General features: G+C 46.6%; 26 protein-coding genes. All 26 read left to right on the top strand.

Annotated elements, in window-relative coordinates:
* Positions 1-137: 137 nt before the first annotated feature.
* The gene (locus NBH16_RS14770; RefSeq protein ID WP_250788814.1) at positions 138-311 is read left to right on the top strand and encodes a hypothetical protein; all 174 of its coding nucleotides are present in this window, start codon (positions 138-140) and stop codon (positions 309-311) included.
* Positions 308-553 carry a hypothetical protein gene (locus NBH16_RS14765; protein WP_009018476.1) on the top strand — a complete coding sequence of 82 codons (246 nt, stop codon included), beginning with the start codon at positions 308-310 and terminating at the stop codon, positions 551-553. Before NBH16_RS14770 ends, NBH16_RS14765 begins: the two co-directional genes overlap by 4 nt.
* Positions 550-681 carry a hypothetical protein gene (locus NBH16_RS23310; protein ID WP_262893700.1) on the top strand — a complete coding sequence of 44 codons (132 nt, stop codon included), beginning with the start codon at positions 550-552 and terminating at the stop codon, positions 679-681. Before NBH16_RS14765 ends, NBH16_RS23310 begins: the two co-directional genes overlap by 4 nt.
* 100 nt (positions 682-781) lie before the next feature.
* Positions 782-1324, top strand: coding sequence for a phage holin family protein (locus NBH16_RS14760; protein ID WP_250788813.1), 543 nt, complete (start codon positions 782-784; stop codon positions 1322-1324).
* A complete protein-coding gene (locus NBH16_RS14755) occupies positions 1281-1694 on the top strand; it encodes a hypothetical protein (protein WP_250788812.1) in 414 nt (137 codons plus the stop codon). The genes NBH16_RS14760 and NBH16_RS14755 overlap by 44 nt, the downstream gene beginning before the upstream one ends.
* Positions 1695-1736: 42 nt before the next feature.
* Entirely contained in the window at positions 1737-2255 is a 519-nt protein-coding gene (locus NBH16_RS14750) for a hypothetical protein (RefSeq protein ID WP_250788811.1), read from the top strand.
* The gene (locus NBH16_RS14745) at positions 2230-2508 is read left to right on the top strand and encodes a hypothetical protein (protein WP_009018481.1); all 279 of its coding nucleotides are present in this window, start codon (positions 2230-2232) and stop codon (positions 2506-2508) included. The genes NBH16_RS14750 and NBH16_RS14745 overlap by 26 nt, the downstream gene beginning before the upstream one ends.
* A complete protein-coding gene (locus tag NBH16_RS14740) occupies positions 2508-3929 on the top strand; it encodes a hypothetical protein (protein ID WP_087345591.1) in 1422 nt (473 codons plus the stop codon). Before NBH16_RS14745 ends, NBH16_RS14740 begins: the two co-directional genes overlap by 1 nt.
* A 2-nt stretch (positions 3930-3931) precedes the next feature.
* Complete coding sequence (locus tag NBH16_RS14735) at positions 3932-4867, top strand: DUF6712 family protein (RefSeq protein ID WP_250788810.1); 936 nt, start codon at positions 3932-3934, stop codon at positions 4865-4867.
* A complete protein-coding gene (locus NBH16_RS14730) occupies positions 4864-5664 on the top strand; it encodes a hypothetical protein (RefSeq protein ID WP_122103714.1) in 801 nt (266 codons plus the stop codon). The genes NBH16_RS14735 and NBH16_RS14730 overlap by 4 nt, the downstream gene beginning before the upstream one ends.
* Positions 5665-5846: 182 nt before the next feature.
* Positions 5847-6020, top strand: a complete 174-nt coding sequence (locus NBH16_RS14725) for a hypothetical protein (RefSeq protein WP_009018485.1) — start codon at positions 5847-5849, stop codon at positions 6018-6020.
* A gap of 72 nt (positions 6021-6092) precedes the next feature.
* Positions 6093-6506 carry a DUF5053 domain-containing protein gene (locus NBH16_RS14720; protein WP_009018486.1) on the top strand — a complete coding sequence of 138 codons (414 nt, stop codon included), beginning with the start codon at positions 6093-6095 and terminating at the stop codon, positions 6504-6506.
* A gap of 11 nt (positions 6507-6517) precedes the next feature.
* Positions 6518-9529 (top strand): type VI-B CRISPR-associated RNA-guided ribonuclease Cas13b, encoded by a 3012-nt coding sequence (cas13b, locus tag NBH16_RS14715; RefSeq protein WP_250788809.1) that lies wholly within the window; start codon positions 6518-6520, stop codon positions 9527-9529.
* A gap of 474 nt (positions 9530-10003) precedes the next feature.
* Positions 10004-10603, top strand: coding sequence for a hypothetical protein (locus NBH16_RS14710; RefSeq protein WP_250788808.1), 600 nt, complete (start codon positions 10004-10006; stop codon positions 10601-10603).
* Between the two features lie 257 nt (positions 10604-10860).
* A complete protein-coding gene (locus NBH16_RS14705) occupies positions 10861-11103 on the top strand; it encodes a hypothetical protein (protein WP_250788807.1) in 243 nt (80 codons plus the stop codon).
* On the top strand, positions 11096-11341 hold the full coding sequence (locus tag NBH16_RS14700; protein ID WP_009018495.1) for a hypothetical protein: 246 nt from the start codon (positions 11096-11098) through the stop codon (positions 11339-11341). The genes NBH16_RS14705 and NBH16_RS14700 overlap by 8 nt, the downstream gene beginning before the upstream one ends.
* Positions 11338-11469, top strand: a complete 132-nt coding sequence (locus tag NBH16_RS23305; RefSeq protein WP_270616625.1) for a hypothetical protein — start codon at positions 11338-11340, stop codon at positions 11467-11469. Before NBH16_RS14700 ends, NBH16_RS23305 begins: the two co-directional genes overlap by 4 nt.
* A 220-nt stretch (positions 11470-11689) precedes the next feature.
* The gene (locus NBH16_RS14695) at positions 11690-12187 is read left to right on the top strand and encodes a hypothetical protein (protein ID WP_195284094.1); all 498 of its coding nucleotides are present in this window, start codon (positions 11690-11692) and stop codon (positions 12185-12187) included.
* A 10-nt stretch (positions 12188-12197) separates the two neighbouring features.
* The gene (locus tag NBH16_RS14690; RefSeq protein ID WP_229100322.1) at positions 12198-12767 is read left to right on the top strand and encodes a hypothetical protein; all 570 of its coding nucleotides are present in this window, start codon (positions 12198-12200) and stop codon (positions 12765-12767) included.
* A 3-nt stretch (positions 12768-12770) separates the two neighbouring features.
* Entirely contained in the window at positions 12771-16367 is a 3597-nt protein-coding gene (locus NBH16_RS14685; RefSeq protein ID WP_250788806.1) for a phage tail tape measure protein, read from the top strand.
* Position 16368: 1 nt separating this feature from the next.
* Positions 16369-18396, top strand: a complete 2028-nt coding sequence (locus NBH16_RS14680; RefSeq protein WP_250788805.1) for a hypothetical protein — start codon at positions 16369-16371, stop codon at positions 18394-18396.
* Between the two features lie 55 nt (positions 18397-18451).
* A complete protein-coding gene (locus NBH16_RS14675) occupies positions 18452-22597 on the top strand; it encodes an autotransporter outer membrane beta-barrel domain-containing protein (protein WP_250788804.1) in 4146 nt (1381 codons plus the stop codon).
* A gap of 23 nt (positions 22598-22620) precedes the next feature.
* A complete protein-coding gene (locus NBH16_RS14670) occupies positions 22621-22917 on the top strand; it encodes a hypothetical protein (RefSeq protein ID WP_087345624.1) in 297 nt (98 codons plus the stop codon).
* Positions 22895-23176, top strand: a complete 282-nt coding sequence (locus NBH16_RS14665; protein ID WP_250788803.1) for a hypothetical protein — start codon at positions 22895-22897, stop codon at positions 23174-23176. Before NBH16_RS14670 ends, NBH16_RS14665 begins: the two co-directional genes overlap by 23 nt.
* A gap of 11 nt (positions 23177-23187) precedes the next feature.
* Positions 23188-23667, top strand: coding sequence for a hypothetical protein (locus NBH16_RS14660; RefSeq protein WP_250788802.1), 480 nt, complete (start codon positions 23188-23190; stop codon positions 23665-23667).
* A 10-nt stretch (positions 23668-23677) separates the two neighbouring features.
* On the top strand, positions 23678-26551 hold the full coding sequence (locus tag NBH16_RS14655; RefSeq protein ID WP_250788801.1) for an InlB B-repeat-containing protein: 2874 nt from the start codon (positions 23678-23680) through the stop codon (positions 26549-26551).
* Positions 26552-26617 lie beyond the last annotated feature (66 nt).

Raw genomic sequence — 26617 nt, 5'->3', positions numbered from 1 at the left:
GAAAGTATCTCTGATGGCAGAATCAACTGTGCCAATGCTAATAGTCCTTGATTGTTCATGGTACAAAGGTGCAAATTTTCTATAGAATTAAAGAATTTTCCCCCTGATTTATCGGGTGAGCCGAAAGGAGGCAGATTATGAAAGCAAGTCCCTATATAGAACAAATCAGGGTAAAATCCCCCGGCAAGAAAGAAGAAGTTCTTTATTGTATTGACTGTAATGAGTACCGCATGAGTGATCTTACAGAAGAGCAACTTACGGATATATATAACTTGATCGGGGAGTTCCTTGGGAAAGGAGGTCAAAAATGATGAGATTGGAAGATATACGTATATCAAACCGGATGCTGGATGCGATCAGATATTGGCAGGAAAATGATAAAGGTGGGTTAGAAGAAGATGTTAAGGCCATTGATGATGCTATCACTTTCATCGCATGCGAGCATGATGCCCCGGGTGTACTTACTGAAAAAGAATCACTGTCGCTTATCGCGGCTCTAAGTTTTCTGAAAAAAAGATTATGTTTGTTTGAAGGAAAGGAGGAACCGAAATGAAACTCCAAGAAGCCCTCCGCCTACTCGACATCGTAATCGACGTAAACAATCAATACAGCAAGCAAGAACAAATACGTGCCGCCATGCGGCTAGAAGAACTACTTCGGCTACTATTGCCAGAAGAATAACACATCAATCAAGCCCCGCCCGGAGAAATCCCCGGCGGGGCTTTTTCATGTCCTTTTCCGAAGGTATGATTACGAGCATCTTTGTGAAAAATGTTTGGAGATGATATCACAGGTATTTAGCCCGATCGTGGAGAGGATCTTGATAAAGCTCCAGATGGTATTGAACCATTCTTGGGGCTGGATAATAAGCGGAATGTTATTCTTATTGAATTTTATCTCGCCCGTGAAATACGCTTTCGCCGCTATGGGCGTAGCTATTACGGCCGACTTGCTATTCGGGATGTTCTCGGCAAAGAAGCAAGGTAAATTCTTCCTATCACAAAGCGGAAGAGATACCCCCGCCAAGGTGATCGTCTATTTCGGTTTCATGCTCGTGGTATTCGTTACGGAACGGATATTCACTCAAGATAACGCCATAATCACCAAGGCCGGATGTACCCTAGCCTGTGTGTGCGAGCTGTGGAGCATGCTGGGTAGCGCATTGATTATCTGGCCGAACATGATGTTTCCAAAGCTGCTTAAACTACAACTCAAAGGAGAGATCGAGTCTAAGCTAGGAAAGAATATTAGTAACCAATTAGATAAGGAGGATTGTAAAAATGACAACGACACCAAGGGGAATCCGAAACAACAACCCCGGTAATATCCGGAACTCGGAGCGGAACGACTGGGCCGGAGAAGTATCGAAAGCCGATAAAAAGGACAACGCTTTCGAGGAATTCGAGGATATACCGCATGGGGTACGGGCCATGATGAAGCTCTTGCTAAAATACCAGCGATCGTATAACCTACGTTCCATAAAGGAACTGATAGAACGATGGGCACCCCGCGATGAGAATGACACGGCGGCTTACGTACGATGGGTATGCCGGGAGATGCAAATGCCGGACTGTTGCCAGCTAGACCTGTCGGACAAGGGAACGATGTGCGCCCTAGTGGATGCCATATGCTACATGGAGAACGGCGAGCGTATCCCTATGGAAGACATCGAGGCCGGCTGGGAACTGATGTGAGAGTGGTATTGTTTATGCGAACTCCCTTTTGGATAGCGAATCATGGAATATGGACTTTATAAGAGATTGTGTGTCTTGGCCGGAATGGTGGCTCTTTGCGCTAGCTGCTCCGTGCGTCGTAGCGCTTCTGATCATAGCCATTACAGAGATCAAGAACGACAGGTATTGGAGAGCTTGGATACCTCTATGGATGTACGACTTGCCAGTTCCAACACCACGCGAGATCGGTGGAGAAACATCCGGATCATACGAAGGGAATTCGACCTTGAGCGGCAGCCGGACGAAAACGGTCGATACCCGGTCAAGGCGGAAACGACACTCGAAGGCGAGGAACATGAGAACGAGCGAAAAGAAGAAGCGGAAAGCCAAAAGAAAGAGGAGAACGAGAGCGTTTTCGCCCGGTCGGAAGCCAGCCATGAGGAAGACCGGTCCGGAGATACCGAGCTCAACTCCGATGTCGGCAAGAACGCCCTCGGGTGGTGGGCGCTCGGCGTAACGATGGTTCTGGCCTTGGTAATCTTTTTAAGATGGAGATATGGAAAAAAGGATAAAACAAAGTGATGTCTGGGCTGTCATGCAGCAAAAGGATGACCGGGGACGATACAAGATGTTCTCGTTCTCGTACGTGCGGTTGAATGAAAGCCGGGAGGGAAATGGCTCTCCCGGCTCGATCGAGGATTATGAGGTAGCCTACTTCAGCTCGATCCACGCCAAGGGAAGCACGGTAAACATCCGGATTCGGGGCGAACGGTTCCCCCGGAAGTTCATCCGCTGCATGATCATCCGGATTAACGGTAAAAAAATATACGCATAATGGGACGCAAGAACGTATTTCTAATGGGTGACACCGCTTTCCTCCCCGGAGCGAAAGCGGCGGTGGTCATGACCGAGGACGTAGGTTTTCTGGAGGATAAAAAATTCACGGCCACGGTCATTACCCCGGCCAAAGGATCTTCCGTCAAGAAAGAGGTCCGGTTTGTCCCGTTCGGTCACCAAGACAAGTTGCCCGTAAGGATCATGAAAAAGATCGCCGACAACACGATCGTAGGCAGCAATATCGAGTTCAAGGCGAACATGGCCTACGGCGATGGGTTGATGGTCTGCCGGAGGGTGAAGAATCCGGAGACCCAAAAGATCGAGCTGGAGGAACTTACCCCGGAAGAGGCTCCGGAGATATTCCAGTTCATATCGGATAGCAACTACTTACGGGTAATGTCCGAGCTGGCCAACGATCTGGTCGTATTCTCCGACTCTTTCGTCTATCTGGCTTTTGGCAAACGGAAGGCCGGAGAGAGACCGAAGGTAGTCCAGATCTGGCACCGGGAGATGTGCTTTTCCCGGATCAGCGAGCAAGACGAGAAGACGAAACGCATCGAGTATCATGGTTATTCCTCGCAATGGGGAGAGGAGTCATTTCCGGACGACGTGATCGTAACGAGATTGCTAGACCGCCGAAGCCCGCTTTACGATCTCAAGGTCCGTACCGGGCTCGTACCCGATCCGGAGACCGGAGAGAAAAAGGACGAGGAAGAGAATGGCTATACGTTAAGCCTCAATATGCCGGTACCGGGGCGTTTTTATTACAACCGCCCTTATTGGTGGTCCATCTTCCTCGATTGGTACGAGTTCAGTTGCGCCATCCCGAAATTCAAGAAGGCGTTGCTGAAAAACCAGATGGTCTTGAAATATCACGTCTCCATCAACATGAAATTTTGGGACAAGCTTTACGACTCGGAAGGTATCCCCAAGGATGACAAGAAGAAACGGAACGAGCGCAAGAACGCTTTCCTACAACAACTGAACGACTTCCTTTCCGGAGAGGAGAACGCCGGCAAGAGCTTCGTATCCCATTTCCGGTATGATCAGATCAATAAATACGAGGAGAACGATATCATCATCAAGCCCTTGGAATCATTTATCAAGGGCGGTGAGTATATCGAGGACTCGGAGGAAGCGACAAACGTGATCTGTAACACGATGGGCGTACATCCATCCTTGAAAGGAGCGTCGCCCGGGAAATCGAAGAACATCAACGGTACCGAGGCCCGGGAATTATTCATTATCGCCCAAGTACTGTTCAAGCCGCTCCGGGACATGATGGTTCTCCCACTATACCTAGCCAGGGAGATCAACGGATGGGGAAAAGACATCGAGTTCGTGATACCCAATATCATGCTAACGACACTCGATAAGAACACGGGATCGGAAAAGAGTATCGGTAACGAAAAAGTATAATCATGACACAGCCATTCCTACAAACGATAGATGATTTGAGGCATACCGTCAAGGTAAACGCCTCATTTAAGTTCGAGCTATTGGAGCCTTATCTTCAAGACGCTTTCGATCGATATATCGTCCCCTACCTCGGGGAAGCCTTGGTCGATCGGCTGTATCGAGAGCCGTTAACGGAAGATATCCTTACGATCAAGATACTTGCCAGCCGGACACTGGGACCATTGGCCGTGGCGCTAGCCAGTCCGGAGCTAGGGGTCTTGATCGGTGACAGCGGGCATACGGTAAGCCGGAACGATAAGTTCACCGTAGCCAGCGATCAAAAGATCGCCCGATCGGAAGAGAGCATGCAGGAACGGGGATGGAATAACTTGGATAAGCTACTGGAGCATCTCGGAAGCCACGAGAACGACTATCCGGAATGGAAAGAAAGCCGCTATTACAAGAACCAAGCCAACGGCCACTACCTTAATTCCGCCCGGGAGTTTCAGGATTACGGTAAGGTGAATATCGATTATTCCCGGTTGACCTTCGAAAAGTTCCGTCCCCTACTCGATACACTGGAGATGAAGCTATGCCGCTGGATCGGGACCACTCTTGACAAGAGCTTAAAAGACACCTTAAGAACCGGTGTAGATGATCCGCTCCGGATCAAGCTGATTGATTATATCCGGGTATGGCTCGCCATGTACGTAGCCAAGCTCCATACCAGCCAAACCACCCGGGTACAACGTACGGCGGCCGGCCAGCTGGAGTTTAAGCCCGCGATCTATCCGCTGTATTCCGATCCCACGGACAACGGTAATTTCTACGCCGAGCAGGTAACGTCATTAGAAGCGGAAATCGAGGATTACATGAAAGTTTACGCCCCGGAACTAGGCCTCCCCGCTCCTATCAAGAACGACTTTAATTCCAAGAACAAACATATTTTCGTATTATGAGAAAAATAACGATCAAAGATATCGATTACCTCGTGCCCGGCACATGGGATGAGATGACAACGGAACAGCTTTGCTTTCTCGCCAATATTTTGAACTCGAAAAGTACGGCCCAAGAAGCCAAGGTCAAGATGCTATTGTTTTGCCTGTCCGCGAGAATCCGGCGATACCAGAAAGCCAATGGAACCGGTTACGCCGTTTCCCTTCCCAAAAATCGTATATGGATCACGGCCGAGCAACTGGCGGCGTTGAGCACCATCTTTGATTTCTTATTCCAAGAGACAGAAAAAGGGATCGAGCTGGATATCCGCTTAACCCGTAACCCATTCCCCGTCTACAAAGACAAAGATATCGAGTTATACGGCCCGGAAGACGGCCTGACCAATATCAGCTACGGACAGTTCATCATGCTACAGACTTGGCAACAGCGGATGAGACAGGATTTCTTCGAGGCATTGGATAACTTCCTATCCATAATCTGGAAAGACGGCTCATTCTCCATACGTGAGGACGGTGATCCGGCTTGGTTCCGGAATGTAGAGCCGATCGTAAAGACAGTCATGTTCTGGTACTACCTAGGTAGCATGAATTTCATACAAGCAAAGTTCTCCCGGGTATTCTCCTCCGGAGGGAATGAAGCCCCTTTGGATATATTCGACACGCAACAACGCATCGTGGATGAGATGGCCAGCGGAGACGTGACCAAGAAAGAACAGGTAAAACAATCCCTTTTATACGACGCTCTCTATACCCTAGAAGTAGCGATCGAAAAAGAGGAGAAAAAGAAACAAGATATGTAGTAATAGGTGTTTTTCATGGTATTAGATTTTTAGATTAGTAATGGACAGCCGCTTTGCCTGTGAAGGTGGAGCGGTTTTGTTATTATCTCCAATCCAGATACTATGATAATAAAAATATTACCAAACGTTTGCCATTGATAATATATTTATTATCTTTGTGATGTCATTAAGACAAGAGCTCTATGCATAGTGACGATGGGCTAAAAGCCCGGATAGAAGAGGCAGAAAAAGATCTCCTTTTTTATCTCCGCAAGTATCATGAACTGACTTCGAGAAGCAAATTCATGAAAGCGGTGGTTGATAAAGAGATCAAGAGACTTGAGAAAGAACTTAAGGAACTTGGAAAGTATTATTGACCAGAAAGGTTCTCCCCCTCCAGGCCAGAGGGGGAGTTTCCCTTTCATGTGTAACTCAAAAAACAGAATAATATGGATAAAGTAAAGCGTTTTTTTGAACTAAAGGAACTTTGGAAAAAGTCCCCGGAGAATGACCGCCCTACCATAGACCGACAAATTACCGATCTGTTGGATAGCATGGATGAAAAGGAAACCGAACTGCTTACCGCAGGTGTGCAAAATGACTTTGAAAACATCCATAAAGAGATCACGGACATCAAGGAGCAGCTAACTATTCGTGAGCGACTGAGTCCCGTTTTACCATACCTGTCCGTCTCTAATCTAGCCAAAGATTATTTCGGGAAATCATCCTCTTGGTTCTACCAACGATTAAACGGGAATAGCGTACACGGTAAAATTTGCAAATTCACACAGGAAGAACTGGCTATTCTGGATATGGCGCTGAAAGACATCAGCCGCCGGATTACTAAATTGAACTTGGTATAGATCATTTTATTATGGGAGCCATAGAAAACAAACATATCTTTGCCGCATATGCAAACCTAGCGATAGATGGACTAATAAAAACACTTAATTTTATCGCTAAAAAGTTGGACACCCAAAAGCAATTAAGCAGTTGGGATATCAAGCATGTAATAACACTCATCGACTCAATCTTCGATCAAAATCCACAAAACAACCTAGAACAGGTCGTTGAAGGATATTTACCATGGATAAAACCGATCATTGAAATGAAGACGCCTAAAAAAGGTGAAAGGCAATCGGATAAACTTTGTATAGAATATAAAACCATCATTACAGCTTTTGCCTCTTTGCTTAATGACGTCAGGAACTATTACACCCATTATTATCATGATCCCATCTGTATTTATCCCGGTGGGTATGATATCCCTTCATCACTGAACTGCATCTACGATAGTGCCATAAACATTATCAAGGAGCGTTTCCAAGCCGAGGAGAAAGAGATGGAACATCTTCGTAGATACACTCGCAAAAAAGGGCGGGTTGTTCTAAAAACAGAAGATGATCATTTCTATTACACATTAGCAAACAATAACGATCTGAGCGAAAAAGGGTATGCTTTCTTCATCTCGATGTTCCTTGAAAGGAAGTACAGTTATCTATTCTTGAAAAAGTTATCCGGATTCAAACGGGGAGACTCGTTACAATATAGGCTTACCCTTGAGGTTTTCACGGCTCTTTCCACCAAACCTCCTGTAGAACGTTTACGCACTACGAAAGACACGAAACAAGACCGGGCTTTAGATATACTGAATGAACTATCTAGGATACCAATAGAACTGTATCAAACCCTTGAGCCTAAATACCGGGAAATGTATAACGAGACATTACAACCAACGGATGCCGAAGATCCTTACGGCCTTCCGGATAGATCCAGAATACGGTTCCGCAGTCGCTTTGAGGCTTTTGCCCTGCACTTTTTAGACAAACAAGCTGATTTTAAAGAAATTGGCTTCTACACATATCTCGGAAATTACTTTCACAATGGATATCAAAAAACAAGAGTCGATAGAGAGACAAAGGATAGATACATTAATTTCCAACTCGCAGGCTTTTGTAAAAACATCCAAGATATCTCCGCAAAGAAACTATCGGAGGCATTAAACGTAAAATCCATAGATATAAGTACGGATAGTATACCGGATATCAATTCTTTTGAGCCTTATCTGGTTCAATCTACGCCCCATTATATCGTTAATGGTAATAATATCGGTATTAAGGTATTACCAGAAGGGAAAGATACCTACCCTACCATCGATGAGAAGGGTGCTAAAATGCCTATCGCTGATTTCTGGTTAAGTAAATACGAATTGCCGGCCATGTTATTCTATACTTATTTACGGAATAATAATATACATAAATCACACTGTCCCCTATCCGTAAAAGATATTATTGAACGATCTATCCATAAAAGTACCAAACAAAAGCATCCGGAAGAGAGATCCGAGCTAATGTTACGCCGGGTCATGAAAGCGATCTTTTGGACAGATAGTAAACTCAATGAGGTAGAACGTATTAAATCTCAGAAATCCGCTTTTGGTAAAAGGCAACATGAAATATTAAAAGCAGGCCGAATAGCGGAAACGTTGGTTAGAGACATGCTATGGCTACAGCCTTCAAAAAACAATGGAAGGGATAAAGTCACAGAGCCTAATTTCCAAGCCATACAAGTTTCTTTAGCATATTTCGGGATAAGAAGAAATGACTTAACGGAAATCTTCACACGAGCAGGATTGATCAATTCTTCAAATCCGCATCCTTTTTTAGCTCAAATAGGTACGAACTATACCTCTTTAATAGAGTTTTACATCGCTTACCTTAAGGAGCGGAAAGTATATTTTTCACGAATACAAAAGAAAATCCTCCAAGGGAAACTAAATATCCAGTGCCACCCTCTTCGGGACTTACAACGTGAGCCTAATAAGCCTCAAGAGAAGGAAGAGGCCATATTCCTACCTCGTGGTCTATTTAATGAAGCGATCATTAATTGTTTGAAAAAATCCAAATTGAAGCAATTAATAGAATCTCCTACCCGAGAAAAAAGTCCGGCATTGAATGTCTCATACTTGATCCTGAACTATTTTAGAACTTATTTCGAAGATCAATCTCAAGAATTCTATGCACAACCCCGTAATTATCGTTTATTCGATAAGTTATCACCGAATAAGGGTAAATCCAAAAGCTATTTATCCTTAGAGCAAAGGATCAAGAAAATGGAAGAACTAAGGCCATCCAAGATTCCTGTTGCAGAAGCTAATAAGCTATTAGAGAAAGAAGATAGACTTTATCGTAAGAATTATAACGAAATATGCGATAACGAGTCTATAATCAGACTCTACCAAATACAAGATATTCTTTTATTTATGATGACCAAGGAATATCTTCCTTCTGATTTATACAACAGAATTAACAAATACAAACTAGAAAACGTCAAAGGTATTTTAAATGAGAGAGTTTCTTACTTGATCGATCTCAACCCTTTAAAAATACAAGGAGAAGATATCAAGATAAAAGACTACGGAAAGTTATTTTATATACATCATGATACAAGAATCAACTCTTTGAATAAAGTATTAAGTAAAGTCAAAAGAAACAATAGTATATCTTCTAGCGTAAAGATACAACCTTATGAAAATTATAAAAGAGAATGCCTAGATTTCGAAGAAGTCCAGATACAAATCATACCTATCATTCATTCTTTCGAAATCGCTATGGTATCGATGTTCCCAGATTTAAAGAAGGCTACTCCCGGAAATTATTATGATTTTAATGAGCTAATTACAGAATATGAGAAACGAACTAAACAAAAGATAGATAGTTCTTTTCTCATTAAAACTCGGAATATGTTCTTACATGATAAATACGAAGCTGAATGTATCAAAGAGATTTCTGACGATTTCGTCTATGCAAAAAAGATTATAGCAGAATTTAAAATGAAGATAGAAAATATAAAATTAGAAGACTTTTCGAATGACTCATCAGCATAAAAACATTTTATGCTCTTTGGTTGAAAGGTAGAAACAACTATATTGCAATCGATTTCAATCCTTCTTGTGTTGTATTAGCCTTTAGTTTGAAAGGTAGAAACAACGACTGTGATATCCTGGCCTCCATGCGGAGCGTTGTATTAGCCTTTAGTTTGAAAGGTAGAAACAACCGGTTCGCCGTCGGGGTCTTTGATGTAGATGTTGTATTAGCCTTTAGTTTGAAAGGTAGAAACAACCTTTGCGACCTCATTTTGTCTCACCTTGGAGTTGTATTAGCCTTTAGTTTGAAAGGTAGAAACAACCTGTCATATATTGTTTTTAATGGGTTTAGCGTTGTATTAGCCTTTAGTTTGAAAGGCAAATACAACATTTTAAAATATATACTCTTATCAACTTAAATAATCAAGAAAAACCTTTGTATTTCAAATAAACTTTACTTACTTGCAGCATTGTTAACATTTAAATTCACACGATATGAAGAAAATACTACTATTTGGAATTTTGTTTTTTTTATATTCCTGTACAACAGATGAATATGGGAATACAGATTATACACCTCTGATTATTTCTGTAATTGTGGGTATTCCTGTTTTCTATATTTCGATAAAACTCGCTGAAAGTCAAAGAGAGGAAACCGTTGGCAAATTAGCAAAAAGAGGGTTAAAAATAGAGGATTTCCATGCTTGTGGAAAATATGTAGGTGGACATCCATCAGAGGATAAAGAGGTTGAACCTTTAGCTTTTAGAAATACTGATACTGAGTTCTTATTCTATCGAAGAGAAAATTATGCATCTGTTCCTGTTTGGAGATTTTCAATACTAAAAGAATCTATTGAAGATATTGCTATTGAAGATGCTACTACGCTTGAAAGCAAAGTTACATTAGGTCGTGTTTTACTGGTGGGAATATTTGCTTTCGCATGGAAAAAGAAGAAAAAAAATGAATTGGCATTTGTAAGAATTCAATGGAAAGAAGGAAAATTTAAACATAATACTTTGATATGTTTTGAAGGACAGAATGCTATGACAAATGCAAACTCATTTAGGAACTTGCTAATCAGAAATTGTCAATAATATTATAGTTTGCATTGCCATTCCAAAAACTTTCACCATATTTGCAGTGCTAAACAGTACAAGACTGATATCTTGTCGATGTGCATCGTATAATGCTCAACTTTGTGGTAGGGCTTTTTTTATGCCCTAATTGTATGATATAGGCGGTTGCCTTTCCCAAACATTGTTATTGCCTCGGCAAGATCACTGTACTGTTTAGCGACACGGGAAATGGCAGCCGTTCTTTTTTCTGCCTAAATGCTAAACAGTACAGTGATATGAAATCAAATTCATTAACCGTATCATCTTCCCGGAGCCGGGAACATGATCTCTTTTCTTGGACAACCGTCCAGAAGTTCTACAACCTGTTGCCTCTTGGTATCGCCTCCTGTAAATCCATTTACGAGGCTAAAATGTACACGGTAGCTTTATTGGCTATGCTGTCTCCAGTGTTCTTACCACTGGTCATCGTAGCTTGGTTCGTTTATAACTCAGCGAAGAAAGGAGGCCCAAATGATTAGACTGGAAGATATATGTATATCAAACCTAATGCTGGATGCGATCAGATATTGGCAGGAAAATGATAAAGGTGGGTTAGAAGAAGATGTTAAGGCCATTGACAGCGCTATCACTTTCATTGCATGCGAGCATGATGCCCCGGGTGTACTTTCTGAAAAAGAATCATTGTCGCTTATTGCGGCTCTAAGTTTTCTGAAAAAAAGATTATGTTTGTTTGAAGGAAAGGAGGAACCGAAATGAAACTCCAAGAAGCCCTGCGCCTACTCGACATCGTTACCGATGTAAACGGACAATATAGTAAAGAAGAACGAATGCATGCCGCCATGAGATTGGAGGAGCTGTTACGCTTGTTACTCCCAGAGGAATGATTATATTTGCGATATGTTGACGTTCGTTATCATATTAGGTTTTGTCATGCTGATCGGGGCCTCGATAAATGAGGCTAAACGCAGTGGAAATACAACGGCAAAGGTTATAGCTACTGTACTGATCTTCTTTTTCCTTTTCTTTTTACTATCCTTAGTTTAAAGATATGTCCTTTAAAAGCTCCCTCCGGGGGGCTTTTTTTGTGTCTATAAATTGGATGTTATGGACATATACAATCACTTTGAGTATTCGGAATGGATCGCTAGGCATCTAGCCGCTATCGGTCATACGGACGGGGAATGTCATTTCCTCCGTAGTGACGAGGTAGAGGAAATCTCCGATCTGGAAGAACGTATCTCCTCTATCCGGGATCATGTATTAGTCGCCATTGACGGGCTTAACTCGGATTTTTCTTGGCTTAGCAATGACAACCTCGTAAATATCCCACAATATTTTATCGCCCTATTAAAGCAATGCGAGGCCGGGAATATCGACGGGATTCACTTTGCGAAAGCGGAATGCAAGGATCTTCTCATGCAGATCGTCTGCCGGATGATGCTCGACTGGAACGAGGAACGTAACGGGCTTCAGTTCCTAGAGCTAAACAGCATGACCTTTCGTGGCATAGGTCCCATGGGAGATAATTTCTATGGGGTGATGTTAGGCTTCAACCTAAGAAAGCCTATCCCCTTCTCTATCGACAAATCAATGTGGGTATGATATGGGAGTCATGAAAAGATTGAGCGAGCAGATGCGCACGCCTAAACGCAGGAACTCCCTAATCGGAGCGAGGGAAGGATTACCCTTCGAGATCTCGCTAGAGTCAACCAGCCGGATCGCCCGGTATGAACGTAGGCAGGATAAGGAGAAATTGAGACAATTCAATTCTGAGGTAAAGGAATGGATGGGTTACGTGATCCAAGACTTAAAAGGGAATATCGCCTTGCTTGTCCAGAAAGATGAGTTCCTATCGGACTCCCTAGAACCCAGAATTTACAAAAGTAAAGGAGAGACCGAACGAGTGGGATTCAGTTTCGCCCGTGAAGGTATCTATATCCATAGGGGAGCCGGACGGGGCCAAGGTGGTTTCCGGGGCGGCTCTAAATGGACGGACAAATACGGGAAGCTGAAAAAGACCAACCCGGATTCTTTCTACCTGATGGGAACCGGCAACCGCCAACCGATCCGTTGGTTCGATCCCATCATCGAAAAGAATCTTCCCAAACTGGCAGACATCGTAGCGGACTACGCTGCCGATATGCAAATCGACGCATCACGAATTTTCATAGATAAAGATTAGGATATGGCAGGAGATTTAAACAGGAGCATCAAGATATACTTGGATAACTCCGACGCAATGACTAGCGCATCGGAGTTAGAGACGAAAATCGGGGAACTGGAGAAAAAGCTACTTGATCTCCGGACGGCCGGAGAAGGTAACAGCAAGGCGGCAAAGAAAATAGAACGTGAGTTGACCGCCCAAACCCAGAAGATGCAAAAGTATAAGCAAGAGGTCGCTGATACGGAAAGAGTATTGAAGAACCTAAGTGGAGCTACTTATAATGACTTAATAAAGACAAAGAATAAAATTTCAACGGAGCTGAAAAAAGTAACTCGTGGTACCGCTGAATATAACACTAAGCTAGAAATGTTGAAACGCATCTCCAAAGAAACCGCACTAGCCCAACAAGAGATGCGTGTAGAGATCGGTTGCCAAGCCTCGGTCTGGGGACGTGCCACAGATTTCGTAAATAAATATATGGGAATCATTGGTACCGCAGTGGCAGCCATTACGGGTATTACTCTTACTTTCAATAAATTCCGTGAAGCCCGCAATAAACTGGAAGAAAGCAAGGCCGATTTAAAAGCTCTTACAGGCCTAGATGATGAAAGCATAGAGTGGCTTACAGATCAAGCAAAACGTCTTTCCACTACAGTTACCGAAGAAGGTATCCGCATACGCCAATCCGCTGATGAGATACTGGAAGCTTATAAATTAGTAGGTTCCGCTAAACCCGAATTGCTAGCAAATAAAGAGGCTTTAGCAGAAGTGACAGAGCAAACGCTTATCCTCGCCTCTGCCAGTGGCATGAAACTTACGGATGCGGTAGATGCCGTCACCTTGGCATTAAACCAGTATGGGGATGGAGCTGATCAAGCCGCTCGATATGTAAATGTACTTGCCGCCGGAAGTAAATTCGGTGCGGCAGCCGTAGAGAGCCAAACCAAGGCTATAAAGACAAGTGGTGTCGCAGCCGCTTCTGCAAAGATTCCGATCGAACAACTGGTTGGAACCATTGAAACTTTAGGTGAGAAAGGTATCAAGGATGAGATCGCCGGTACCGGACTCAAAAAGTTTTTCCTTACCCTGCAAACAGGAGCTGACGAGACTAACCCCAAAATAGTCGGGCTAAGTACGGCTCTGGAAAATCTCCGCAAAAAACAAATGGACGCTACCGCTATCAAAAAGATGTTCGGGGAAGAAGGTTACAATGTTGCCTCTGTCCTTATCAATGAAGCGGATAAGGTAGAATATTATACGAAAGCCGTAACTGGCACATCCGTCGCTTTAGAGCAGGCCACGATAAAAAGCCAATCTGCCACGGCTAAAATGCAACAAGCAAAAAACAAACTTAACGATCTTGGCATTGAGTTAATGGAAAAGATCAATCCATCCATTATCAGCGTAATGAATCAAACCGTGAACTGGACTAAAAAACTAGTTCTGATGGCCGATTGGATCAGTAAAAATACAGGGCTGGTTATTACCTTAATATCGACATTAACTTTGTATACAGCCGCTATCAAGCTAAACACTTACTGGAAGATTGCGTCAAATGGAGCTACTCTAAAAGCTACAATTATAGAAAAGGCTCATTTAGTTGCGACCCGTTCTTCCATAGCCGCAGAATATGCATTAGCGGCAGCATCAGCTCTCAAGGCTAGAAATATCAAAGCTGCGACTATGGCTATGCGCAGTTTCTTAGTGACTCTGGGTCTCAATCCCATTATTGCGGCAGGTGTGGCAATTACGGCTTTAGCTGTAGGTATTTACAAGATATGGGATAATTCAACAAAAAGTGCCCGGGCCTTAAAAGAGATGAACAAGGAAATCGCCAACGAACGGGCAGAAGCTTATACCCTATTTGACGCTCTCCAACGAAGCAACGCCGGAACAAAGCAACGAAAAGAATTAATCGAAGAGATCAATTCTCGATATGGAAAATATCTTGAAAACCAACTAACAGAACAAACTACAACCGAGGATATCGCAAAAGCTTTAGAAATAGTTAATGAAAAGTTGCATGAAAACATAGTTTTAAAAACCATGCAGAAAGAGAAGGAGGATGTAACGACCACCGCCTTAAATAAACAAATCGATTTGATGGATCAAATGAGGGAAAAATCAAATCTGGGGCAATTCGTTACCGACGCTATGCTTCGAGACGTAAAACGTATAACAGATGAAGGGATAAAGAACGGACGCTCATGGACAAAAACGTATGATGATGTCATCTCTTACATTGACTACTACTATGGTGCCAGAGGTAAGGTCGATAAGGATTTCTGGGGAAGTTTACAGAGCTATATGACACAAACTTACCAATTAGCATCCAACCTCGATAAGATATCTCAGAAATACTCTCCTCTTCTGCCTAAAAAACCTGCAAACGAGTTGCCAGAAGTAGAAGTTATTGCCCCTAAAATAAAAAAACCGGATATAACCCCGGGACTGTCAGTGGAGCAAGAGAAAAAAATCACAGACGCAAAGCTGAAAGAGGTTGATCGTTATATCGCAACCAAGAAACTAAAATTGACACAAGATTATACCGAGGGCCTAAGATTATATGATGATTATCAAACAAAACTTCAAGCTTTAGAACTCGAAAAATTAAATAAACAATTAGCTATCTATAAAATAGGCAGTGACGAAAGAAAGAAAATTGAACAACTGATCCTTGATTTCCGAATTAAACTGATGGATAAATCCTATCAAGAATATCTCAAAAATTTGGAAAAAGAGGCCAAGGCCGATAAAGACCGTAAAGTCCAAAAAGAGAAGTTATACAACGGACTAAATAAAGATTTGCAATCTTTCGTTAAAACACAAAATGAGAAACAAGAGGAATTAGCGAAAAAGCAAGAAGAAACAGACAAACGAAGAGCACAAACCTTATTAGACTTCTCCGCTCAAGCTGGCCAAATCCTTGGGGAATCTTTAGTTGATTCTGAAACAAGTTTTGCTGACGCTATGGGGAACATTCTATTATTGACATTAGATACTCTTCGCCAAGTTGTAACAATGTCGATCGCAGAAACCACAATCCGCAATGTGTCTAAATTAGGATTCTTAGGACTAGCAAAAGCCGCTGCCGAAATCGCACTTATCAACGTCGCTTTCGGTGCCTTGAAAGGTCTTATCAAGAAACCTAGTACATCTACCGCAAATGCAGGTCTTAATGACAGCACTACGCCGCAAACCGGACAACGAGTTGTATCAGACTCCACCGGTTGGTACAACGGAGGATTCACCGGCAACGGTGGTATACTTGAAGTGGCTGGCCCCGTACATCGAGAAGAATACGTTACACCGGCATGGCAATTACAAGATCCGGTTTCCATGAACCATATCCTAGCCTTGGATGCCATCCGAAGACAAAGAACAAGCACAAATCCTCTTCCCGTCAACGGATTCGCCAACGGTGGATACAATGGACGCTCGGATGAAGAAAATGTAATGGTTTCAAGTAATAATCCGGAATTACTCAAAGTACTCACACAGCTACTTATGCTATTTTCCGAACTAAGAGCAAAAGGCATGAGGGCCTATATCGTTTATAGCGATATCGAGGCCGCCCAGAAGACATTGGACAAATCCAAAAAGATAGGAGGCAAATAAGATGGACATCATTCACGAATCCGGCAAGGCTTACGACCTAGGAGACATCCAATTGACCTTATCCCGGATGAACCCGTTCTTTAACGATTACGGAGAGCAGAGCTTACCGGTAACACTCCCTCCCACGGACAGGAATAGGGAACTACTCATCTATCCGGATAACATGGCCGGGATCAGCAAGGCCTCGCAGCGGATCAACGCCATGATCCAACACGGGGTATTCTCCATTCCCTGCCGTCAAGCCATCCTGTCGGCGAACCGGAAGAGCGGGATCGAGACCAGTTTTTACTTGAATACCGGAGCGTTCTACGAGAAGATCAAGGATGTACCGTTATCCACGGTCTTTGAGGACAAGGTTCTCAAGTTCGCGTCTGTCAGCGAGGCGATATCCTTCTGCCGGAACCTGTTCATTACACATGACGACCGATTCGCCTTGTTCCCGGCCATCCTAGAGTCCGGTTCTTTAAACGCCACCGGTGATCCGGGACCGGACGGATATCCTCGTCTTTACAACGACGTGGAGCAGACGGAGGTAGTCGATGAGAAAACGATCCGGTTAGCTCCGGGATTCTACATATCCCCCTTCATCCGTGGATTGCATCTATTGGAGGAGATATTCGCCTATCTCGGCTACACCTTGGAGGACTCCTTCTTTTCCCGCACCACCCCATTCAAGGACATGGTCTTTCTGAACAACACGATCGATACGATCGTAAAGGGTGAGATCCGATACTCCCAGATCGTCCCGGACTGCATGATCAAGACGATACTGGACGTATACCGGTATAAATTCTGCTGCGAGTTCATCCCGGACGAGACCCGCAAGACCATCCGTATCGTGCTATTCGATGAGAACCTGAACGAGACACCCTCCTGCGACCTCACGGATTGCGTAGCCGGTAAATATACCGTCAACCATCCCTCGAGCTTCAAGCAGTTAAAGCTTACCTGTGACCGGCTCACGCCGCCGGAAGAGAAACAGGAGAGCGAGCGCCCGATGCCAACGACGGGAAGAGCCACGGGGAACGAGAACGAGGAGTTCAGTACCTTGGTAGACCTATTAAAGAAATACCCGGACGTGGAGTATAACCAGATATCGGGTGAGTTTGTCCGGAGAGGTTACAAGGGGATCACGCCGGTCACGCAACGGATCGGTCTGGTCACGATGGATTATTACGCCGGCGGGACACTGGAGACGGAGAGCAAGGAATCCCCGGACGTGCTACCGGCGATGGTCTATACACCTGCTTTTGGCAGCGGAGGAGCCGGGGCCATCCCGTATCTCGGGATTTATATAGGGACCGGAAGATCGTTGAACTCCTCCATCATCATGGATTCCGTGAATGACTCCACGTCTGAGGTGGCGGGCGAGGCGGAGGATAACGAGGAGCTGAAACCCATGCCGGCGTTCGTATTCCATGCCGGGAAACTGGACTACGGGACGATCCTCAATCATGACGCCGAGGGAAACAAGCTCTGGAACTATACGCTCGCCTACCACGGCCCGGACGGGCTTTTCGAACGGTTCTGGCGAAATTACGATTCCCTGCTCCGGAACTCTCTGCTCGAGATAAAAGCGAGCATGCTTCTCAGTGACATCCAAAAGGTATCGCTCTCCGAGTACAGGAAGGTGACGATCGAGGGACAGGAGCTGCTTCCCTCCGCCATACAATATAGCCCGGGTTCCCGGGAACCCTTGGAATCCACGTTCCTTACCACGAGGCTTTACGAGCCGGTATCCACGGCCATGGCCGAGACGGAGCGGTTCGCCACCCATGTATCCAAGTATAAATGGAAGGTCAACTACTCCCGGTCCAACGCCAGCGACAGCGTGAAAAGGAGATGGGTGTTCAAGGAGGAACCCGTGACCATATACTACGCCCCGCCCAGCGCATACCAATACGTGCAGGGCGGGAAATACCATCAAGCCACTTATCCCGTGCAATTCTATAGCCGTGGCTCCGCGTCCGGGCCGACCGATCCGGAGGACGGTACCCTGACCGTGTGGCTCGAGCCCGTGACCCGGTAACTGTCCTTTATCGGACCATCCGACAGCCATACTTTTGGGGGTAAAATAATCGCAAATGGCAACGATCATAGATAAACCAGACGCTCTGAGCCTGTCCGGGAACATGAGGAGATTTGTATTGGGGGCAAAAGAGGCCGTCTCTTTCATCTTGAAGAAAGGAACGGCCACCTTGCTCGAGCAAAGCTACGAGCCCGGCCCGGACAAGATGGTCACGATCGACGTGAGAGAGGTGGTGGAAAGCCAATTGAGCTATACTTTGGACACGGCCCAAGAGATCTATTCCCAAAATACCATATTCGCCGATTTCACGGCCACGATAGACGGGACCTCCCACTCGTTCCGGGCGATCCGGTGCGGGATAGCGGATCTGGCGGACACGCCGGGAAACTGGCTGAAGTCCCACTTCCTCACGTGGCAGCCAAAGGTCAAGGAGGTGACCTATTACTCACCGGAGTGGTTGACCTACTACGCCATATCGGACTGCACGGTAAAGGCCAAGGCCACGTTCCCGGACAACTCGTCGAGCACGACCTCCTTGAAGGGAATGACCGCCGGCGAGTGCGTGACACTCAATCTCCAATACGCGATCGTAGCCAAGCTATTCGGGAACAAGTACCCCAGCTATCTCGAGGTTTACGCCGAGGCCGGCGGAGCGAGACTGAGCGTATCGCAATTCTATAAATTCACGGATATCCATTCCGAGGACGAGCAATGGTTCCTTTTCGAGAACAGTCTGGGCGGTATGGACACCTTCCGTGCCCATGGGGTGAACCGTCTGCAGGCGGAGCATGGCCACCTGATAGCGGAACTGGACGAGAACCTGTCCGAGTATGACGTGGAGACCGATCGTAAGTTCGTTAAGAACACGGGATTCCTCGATGATTACTCCCGCCGTTGGTTGCTGGATTTTTTCCCCAGCCGGGCCAAGTATATATACGAGGCGTCCATGATCCGGAGAATAATCGTCACCGAGAGCGACGCCACCTACACCTCCAACGATCTCCCGAGCTCCTATACGTTCACGTACCGACTCTCGGAGATCTCGAGGTACCTGAACCTTATCCGTAACGAGAAAGAGCTTCCGGATAATCTAACGGTTCCAAACCTCTCATCGCCGGATTTTATTTTTCCCCCTCGTTTAGCTGAGCTCCCACGGCAAGAGCTTGGCGAGGGGGTATTATTCCCGGCCTTTGATCCGCATAACCCGAAAGCATCCGTTACGTCTTTTGGTGTAATACATGACACGATAAGGAACGGCATCATAAGCGAACTTGGAGAGACATGGAGGGCTATCGTCAACGGAGCAGGAGGATCGGGTGGACCGGGAGACGATTTCTATCATATAAAATTAGATGATCTGACAGAGCCGTCCGATGAGAACGCTTTCACGGCTCTTAGAGTCTTGAAGGAGATACTAAAGCCTATATCCGCACTTGATGATCGCTTTTTAAGAAAAGATATAGATGATACGGCGCATGGTAACATCTCTTTCGAAAAAGACATAATCTTAAGCGGGCTGGAATCCTCCATCTACTCAGACCGTGACGCTGATAGTTTCAAGCACGAGAACGGTTTCCGTATCTTCGCCGACGGCACGGCATGGGTAAAGGACTTGAAGGTGAAGCATGACTCCATGTTCGCCGGTTCCCTTTCCTCTCCTACATTCGCCTCCGGTTTCCCGAACGGGACGGGATTCATGATAGCGCCTTACAAGGTGACGAACGCCGCCGGTGTGGAGGAGACTAAATACAAGCTGGAGATCGATTCGATCTCGGTACGTAACGAGCTTAAAGTATATACGTTCGTGGTCTCGCAACTGCTTGGCGAGAACGACAACCGCATCTTCGCCGGAATGATGGAGGTGGATCATTATGATCCGGAGACCGGTCGGATCTACTTGGATACCGACGGAGGCAGGTTGTACAACCCGTTCCGGGAAGGCGATATCCTCATGGTACAGCAGTTTCAAGGCGATCCTACCTTGCAGAACGACTACAAGATGACCAAGTCGTACGAGCTGAAGGTGGTGGAAGTGGCCGTAGGGGACCTCTCCGACGGCGAGAACCGTCTGGACTGGCTCCGTTTCACGAATTTCGTGGGAAATCTATCGGACATAGCCAAGAGGGATACCCTTTGTCGTGTGGACAATCCGGATAACTCCACCCGCAGCGGCATCATGAAGATCACCACGGTGGATGAGTTCGGCACGCCCTACATGGACGTGATCCGTGGGATGAAGACCGATCCGGAAAACTGCGTGAAGGTACGGGTGGGAAACATGAACGGTCTGGTAACGCCTTATTTCGGGAGGCTGGAGGGCGATGGTATATACGTGGAGAATCTTTACGCCCGTGGGCAGTTCATGCTCGATACGGGGGAGAACGTGAAGACCAAGTTCGAAATCGTGGAAGGAAGGCTATCCAGCGAGATGTCTTCCGTGCGCTACGAGCTATCGGAGAAGGATAATTGCCTCACGAACGCCTCTTTCTCCGCTGATACGGTAGGATGGGTACTCGGTAACGACGTGTCGCTATTCACGGTGAAGGAGCGTTTCATGGCCGTGAACGATTCCTTCTACGCTGAGAAGGATAAGGTTACAGGAATCGTGGAGGTATCCAGCCGCAAGGCCCTTTATATCAAGAACTCGGGAGTAAAGCAATTAAACTCCTACCTGAAGAACAAACCGGACGGCCAACTGGAGATGCCCGACGGGACGAAGGTATGGCCTAGCTATTACGTATCGTTCATGTACATGGTAAAGACCGCCGGTACGTTAACATCCGGATTCTCCGGACAGGGGCTTTACGTAAGCAAACCGTTGGCGATTACGGATACCTTCGTTCAAGAGGAATTTTCCGGCAAATGGAACGGAACAGGTGATTTCATCTTGAATTATACGGGGGAAATATATATCTACAACGTCCAGATGTCCACGCATCCCGTGGAGGACTTGCGGTTGGAAATGTCCACCAAGTTCTTGCAGACGGACGAGAAGATAGGCATGTACGCCCTGAAGATCGACACGTTGAGCGGGACGGTGACGGACATGGGGGTAGAATTGGATAATACGACCAGCACGTTATCCTTGTATGTTGACAAGACTGACAGCATAAACCAGACAGTGACAAGCCTAGGCTTAAAGCTGGACGGTGTAGATGAGAGCTTGACACTGTACGCCAAGAAGACCGACGTATCCGGGCTAAAAACCGAGATGGAGGCGGCTATCAAGGTGAACGCTGACAATATTAATCTGAAGGTATCTAAGGATAGTATTATATCGAGCATCAACCAGACGGCGGAGACGATCAAGATAAACGCTAGCCGACTCAATTTGAACGGTTTCGTGACATTTGCCATGTTTGACCTAAGCACCCAGAATACGATCAAGAACAAGGTTAACTCAGGTGATCTAGGATCGATGGCGTGGAAAGATGGTGTCTCATCCGATGATCTGTCTTGGGCATTAAGTCAAGAGATCGCTGGTAAGATAAATCTGGATACGTTAAACAATAGCCTTACGAATTATACCAAAAAAGGCGCTATCACAAAAGAAGATTTGGCTAAAGCCCTTCAGACGGAATTATCCGGGAAACTTACAGGTAGCGCTAGTGTGGGAGCGAACAAATTGGCGAGCGTGATAATAAACGGACAGACGCTTATAGCGGGAGGGTATATTCAAGCGGACTTGATAAACGTTAAAGATCTGGTCGTAGGCAGTACCTTGAGTATCGGTGCGTTCTCCTTGAATAGTTATAATGGTCTTAACTGGACTGGCTCTGACTATTTCGGTAATACCTCCTTTAGGTTGACTGTAGGGGGAGGATATACATACAATACCGGAACAAGTTGTAAAACCATGGTAGGGGCTTGGAGCAATTCCGCTGATACCCATGCATGTATATCTGGTATATGCAACACTTTTGGCGTAGCCATATATGGATCAACAGACGGATGGGGATCGAATTTTCCTCCGGATGGATCTAAGTACGCAGGCTTTTTCAGTGGGTCGGTATTTGCTACGGGCCAAATGCGTTGTTCCGGATTTTCTATTTATAAGAGTTCTGACATGTACCGCTATCATTATCCCGGAGTTTCTTTCAACCCCGCAGATTTTGACTTAGACAATGTCCGTCTTCGTGTTATGGGCGGCATAATCGTCGGAGTGACCGATGACAACGGAAATATTTTATTAGGATCATAGATTTTTTTTAAAACAGTAGAATTATGAAAGTAGATTTCAGTAAAGTAAGTATTAACGCTACGGTAGAAGGCGATCCCGTAGTGATTGACTTGACAAAAGAGGTAGGAAACTTGGTCTATGGACGTACGGCGGATATCGCTGTCTCTGATTTCGGAAAGAAGATATACTACAGCAAGGAAGCTATCGATGTTCCGAGACCTATGGCTGAGTCCATCAAGGAGATTATCATGGGATCATCCTTTATCGCCCCCTTGAAAAATGCCATGAACGAGTTACTAACCCTTAAAACAAAGAAAAATGGAAACAACGACAATCAATAAGTCCTTGACGGAAGCCCTTTCTTCCACGGGTTTCGTGAAGATAGAGGCATCCCGTAAGGAAAGCGAGCCATTCCAACATATAGATGCCTACATATACGATGCCGGTACCCGTATCGGGTATGCGTCCGCTGATCGTAACAAAAGGCTCTCTTTCTTCCAAGAATCCCCGGACAGCCTTACCGGAGAGGAATGGATAAGCGCGTATACGAAGGTGCAAAACGCCTTCGATAAGATATTGAACAAACCCGTAACAGAATAGCATTTAGCTTGATGGCTTATACTATAGACGATATAAAGACACTGGTCTCCCTTTTGACCCCTTTGATCAAGGCGGAACTAGAAACGGGATCGCAGGGCGTGGAGGATTTGCGCATGGTGGACAATCTCGACCACGTGAACTCGCTTCCCGCCTTGGAGGAGATCGGCATGAATCCCCCGTCTGTGGTAAAAGCCCCCTTGAAACTATTGATCGGCAAGCTTGAGGGTGATTACGCCGCAGAGCTGAAACGTTTGCAAGAGGGCATCGACCGGCTGGACAAGGAGAAGGGGACAGCCAATATCGCAACGCTCAGCTACGAGGAATACCTCGCTATTGAGGACAAGAATCCCAACACGCTATATGCCTGTCTCGACAAGGACAAAGGCGAGATAACGCGAGCGTTCGTGGGCATTTATCCTTTCTCATTCAGTGGAGGGGGAGGTTCAGAGGACTCAGCTTTCCCGTACACGTTCCCTTTTGTTTTACATTAAAAAATATGATATGGCTTTGAATATCCCAATAAAACAGGCAGGAGATCAGCTAACGGCAGGCGAATTCAATGAGGTCGTCTCCGAGGTCAACCGCGTCGGCTCCATCCCATCGTATGACGATAGCGGCTTGCGGTCCGAGATAAGGGAGCTCTCCGATAAGGTCTCCGCCATCACCGGTTCGGTGATCAGCGAGTCCGAAATGGAGGCGGGTACGCTGCGTATCGGCGGTGAGGAGTATAAATTGTATAGGCGGGCGATTCGCTTCCTCGATCCCCCCACGACCCAAGGAGGGGAAAAAGAGTACAGGATCGACTCGAACCCCATTGGGAACGACCTGTACGTTTACGCCGGGAATCTCGTGGTGGTGGATGACGATGGCATTTATTACCCCTCGGCGTACTCGATCAAGAGGATCTACGTGTCGGCGGCTTTCGAGACCATCATGATCCTGTCTTGTGACAAGGCCGTAACCTCCACGGGTCTGTCCGGCACGTTGACAATCGATTACATCAAGTTCGATGTTGAGCGTGTGGAATTCACGGTATCCGTCCCGCCCTCCGTGGACAAGAGCACCGTCAATATCGTGTTCCCGCCGTTGAAATATGATAAAAAATTCGCCTATTCCCTGATCGTGGACGATGACCGCGTGGACTCGAACAAGATCTTCTTCCTCGTGAACAGGAAATGGGTCGACTCTGAGAAATACCAGCATATTGGTCAGGAGAGGACAACGGGCCATACGCCTTCGAAAACGTTAGGGTACACGGATGGGACTGGCGTGGAGAGACGCTTCACGTACGGGGTGGCCTGCTGGCCCGGGATGGGCAATGACTATGTCCCGAACTATATGGACCCTCCCGCGACCAAGGTCGGTAAGACCTATCCCTATCTCACATGGCCGGAGGTCCGGCACGTGATGTCGTTCGGCAACGAGATATATTTCCATGACGTGAGGTCCACGGACCAGAATGACGTGGACGGGTTGCTGGCGGGTATAGGGGAGGCCCAAGGCGTGACGCTCGAGAAGATCGGGACCGGGATGAAGGTCATGGTTCGGCCCAACGGGAACGACACCTACGTGGAGGCCGCCAAGCTGTATCCGGATATCGTTTTCATCACGACCGAGGGTAACAACCATACGGTAGACTCTCTGGGCACGGACGTTGACCTGAGAAAAGGTATGATATGGAGGAGGAATTGCGATAACACGACATCTGAGGCTTACATGTCCAAGATCACCGAGAGCTCGTCCGTCGCCAATAAATGGATGTGCGATTTCACGCATGGCCCCTCGCAGGGGATGCTTGACGGTCTCACGGTCTTTAACGACACGTACGGCAAGGATGGTAATGACTCGGTGTGGTTCGCGACAATCGACGAGATATACGAGTACTGGTATATCCGCAGGTTCGGTCGTGTCCACAAGGAGATCGTGGACGGCGGGGTCAGGTTCGCCCTATTGGTACCACGGATCAAGTATGGCCGGCACGTGGATTTCACGGTCCAGATAACGAACGTCACGTTCACGGCGGGCTGCGTGTCCTCGGCCTCGTCCAACATACTGGGCCTCTCCTGCGGCGACAAGGGCGGAAAGTTGCTGGTAAACATTAGCCTTAACGGGGACTTACTATCCAATTCGGAGAGGTTCACGGCGTTATACGAGTCCAGCTCCTCGGAGGATGACAAGGCCGACGCCCTGTACTTCGTGGCCCAGCTCCGTGAGGACCTTCGTGAGCCGTTCATGTCCCGCATCACCGCCGGGGAGACCGCCCCCGTCTTGAGATCGGTGTCTATCAACTCCGGCTCGTCGACCACGTATGAGCGGGCTGTCAGCGTCACGCTCGGGGTCACCGGGAGGATCACGCATTATAAGGCGGCTGAGACTCCGGATCTCTCGGGGGTGGACTGGATAGCGGACACGTCCAAGACATTCAGCCTCAATCTCTCCTCTGGATTGGGGACCAAGACGGTGTACGTCCAAGTAAAGAACCAATACGGGGAGTCTGGGGTCAAGTCGTCATCCGTCATCTTGCAGGAGAGGCCCGCCGTCACGTTCACCGTCACGGGCAAGAGCAACAACGTCTCTTACGGGGCGGTCACGCCAGCTACCCAAGAGGTGGCCCAAGGCGGTACGGCCAGCCTCACGGCCACGGCCAAGTCCGGTTACGTGATAGAGAGCTGGGCCGGGGCCTCCTCGAGTACCGGGGTGGGTAGCGGTTCCGGTACGGCTACAGTGACGGACGTCCAGTCCGACAAGACGGTGACCTGTAACTTCAAGAGCGAGGGATCGACCCCTCCGGTCACGGGAGGTGACAAGTGGATACTGAGCATAGGCTGGTCATACTCGGATGCCGTGTACGACCCGGAAACAGGTATAGACAAGCAAATGGGGGCGATGGTTTATAAGGACCTGCACAAGACGGACGGTACTAAGAGCGGCCAGATGCTGTTCGCCCATAACGGTCAGCAGTTCAAGGCAGGCATGACGGCGAACACGGACAAGCGTGGGTACATAACCGGTGATGACTCCGGTATCTATCCCGATGTCTACATGGCGAACCTTATCTCTGCTTATACGTCAAGCGTGTCCGGGGAAAACCCGACGATCACGATGACGTTCAAGTCCATGCCTAACGGTACCTACCGGGTCCGTATATTCTCGAGCATGATTCACTCGGGATCACTGGGTAGCGGGACCATAGCGTACGAGGTTAATGATACAAGGATCGAGAAAGACGCCCAGTACCCTCTCAACAACGCTTCCGAGTATATGGTGTTTGAGGATATACGGGTCACTGACGGGACGATGTCCATAAAGGCGGTATCGGCCGCCAACGAGCGGATGAATCCGGTCAACATCATTGAGATAGAGAAAATATCTTGACCAAGCATGATTATGGTAAACAGTAATAAAATGTAATTAAACTGCCGGAAGTATCTCCGGCAGAAA

This window comes from Parabacteroides sp. Y3-G-102, assembly GCF_023656845.1.
Taxonomy (GTDB): domain Bacteria; phylum Bacteroidota; class Bacteroidia; order Bacteroidales; family Tannerellaceae; genus Parabacteroides; species Parabacteroides distasonis.
Note: the sequence above shows the minus strand (reverse complement) of the source record. Positions and strands in the feature narration are given on the sequence as shown.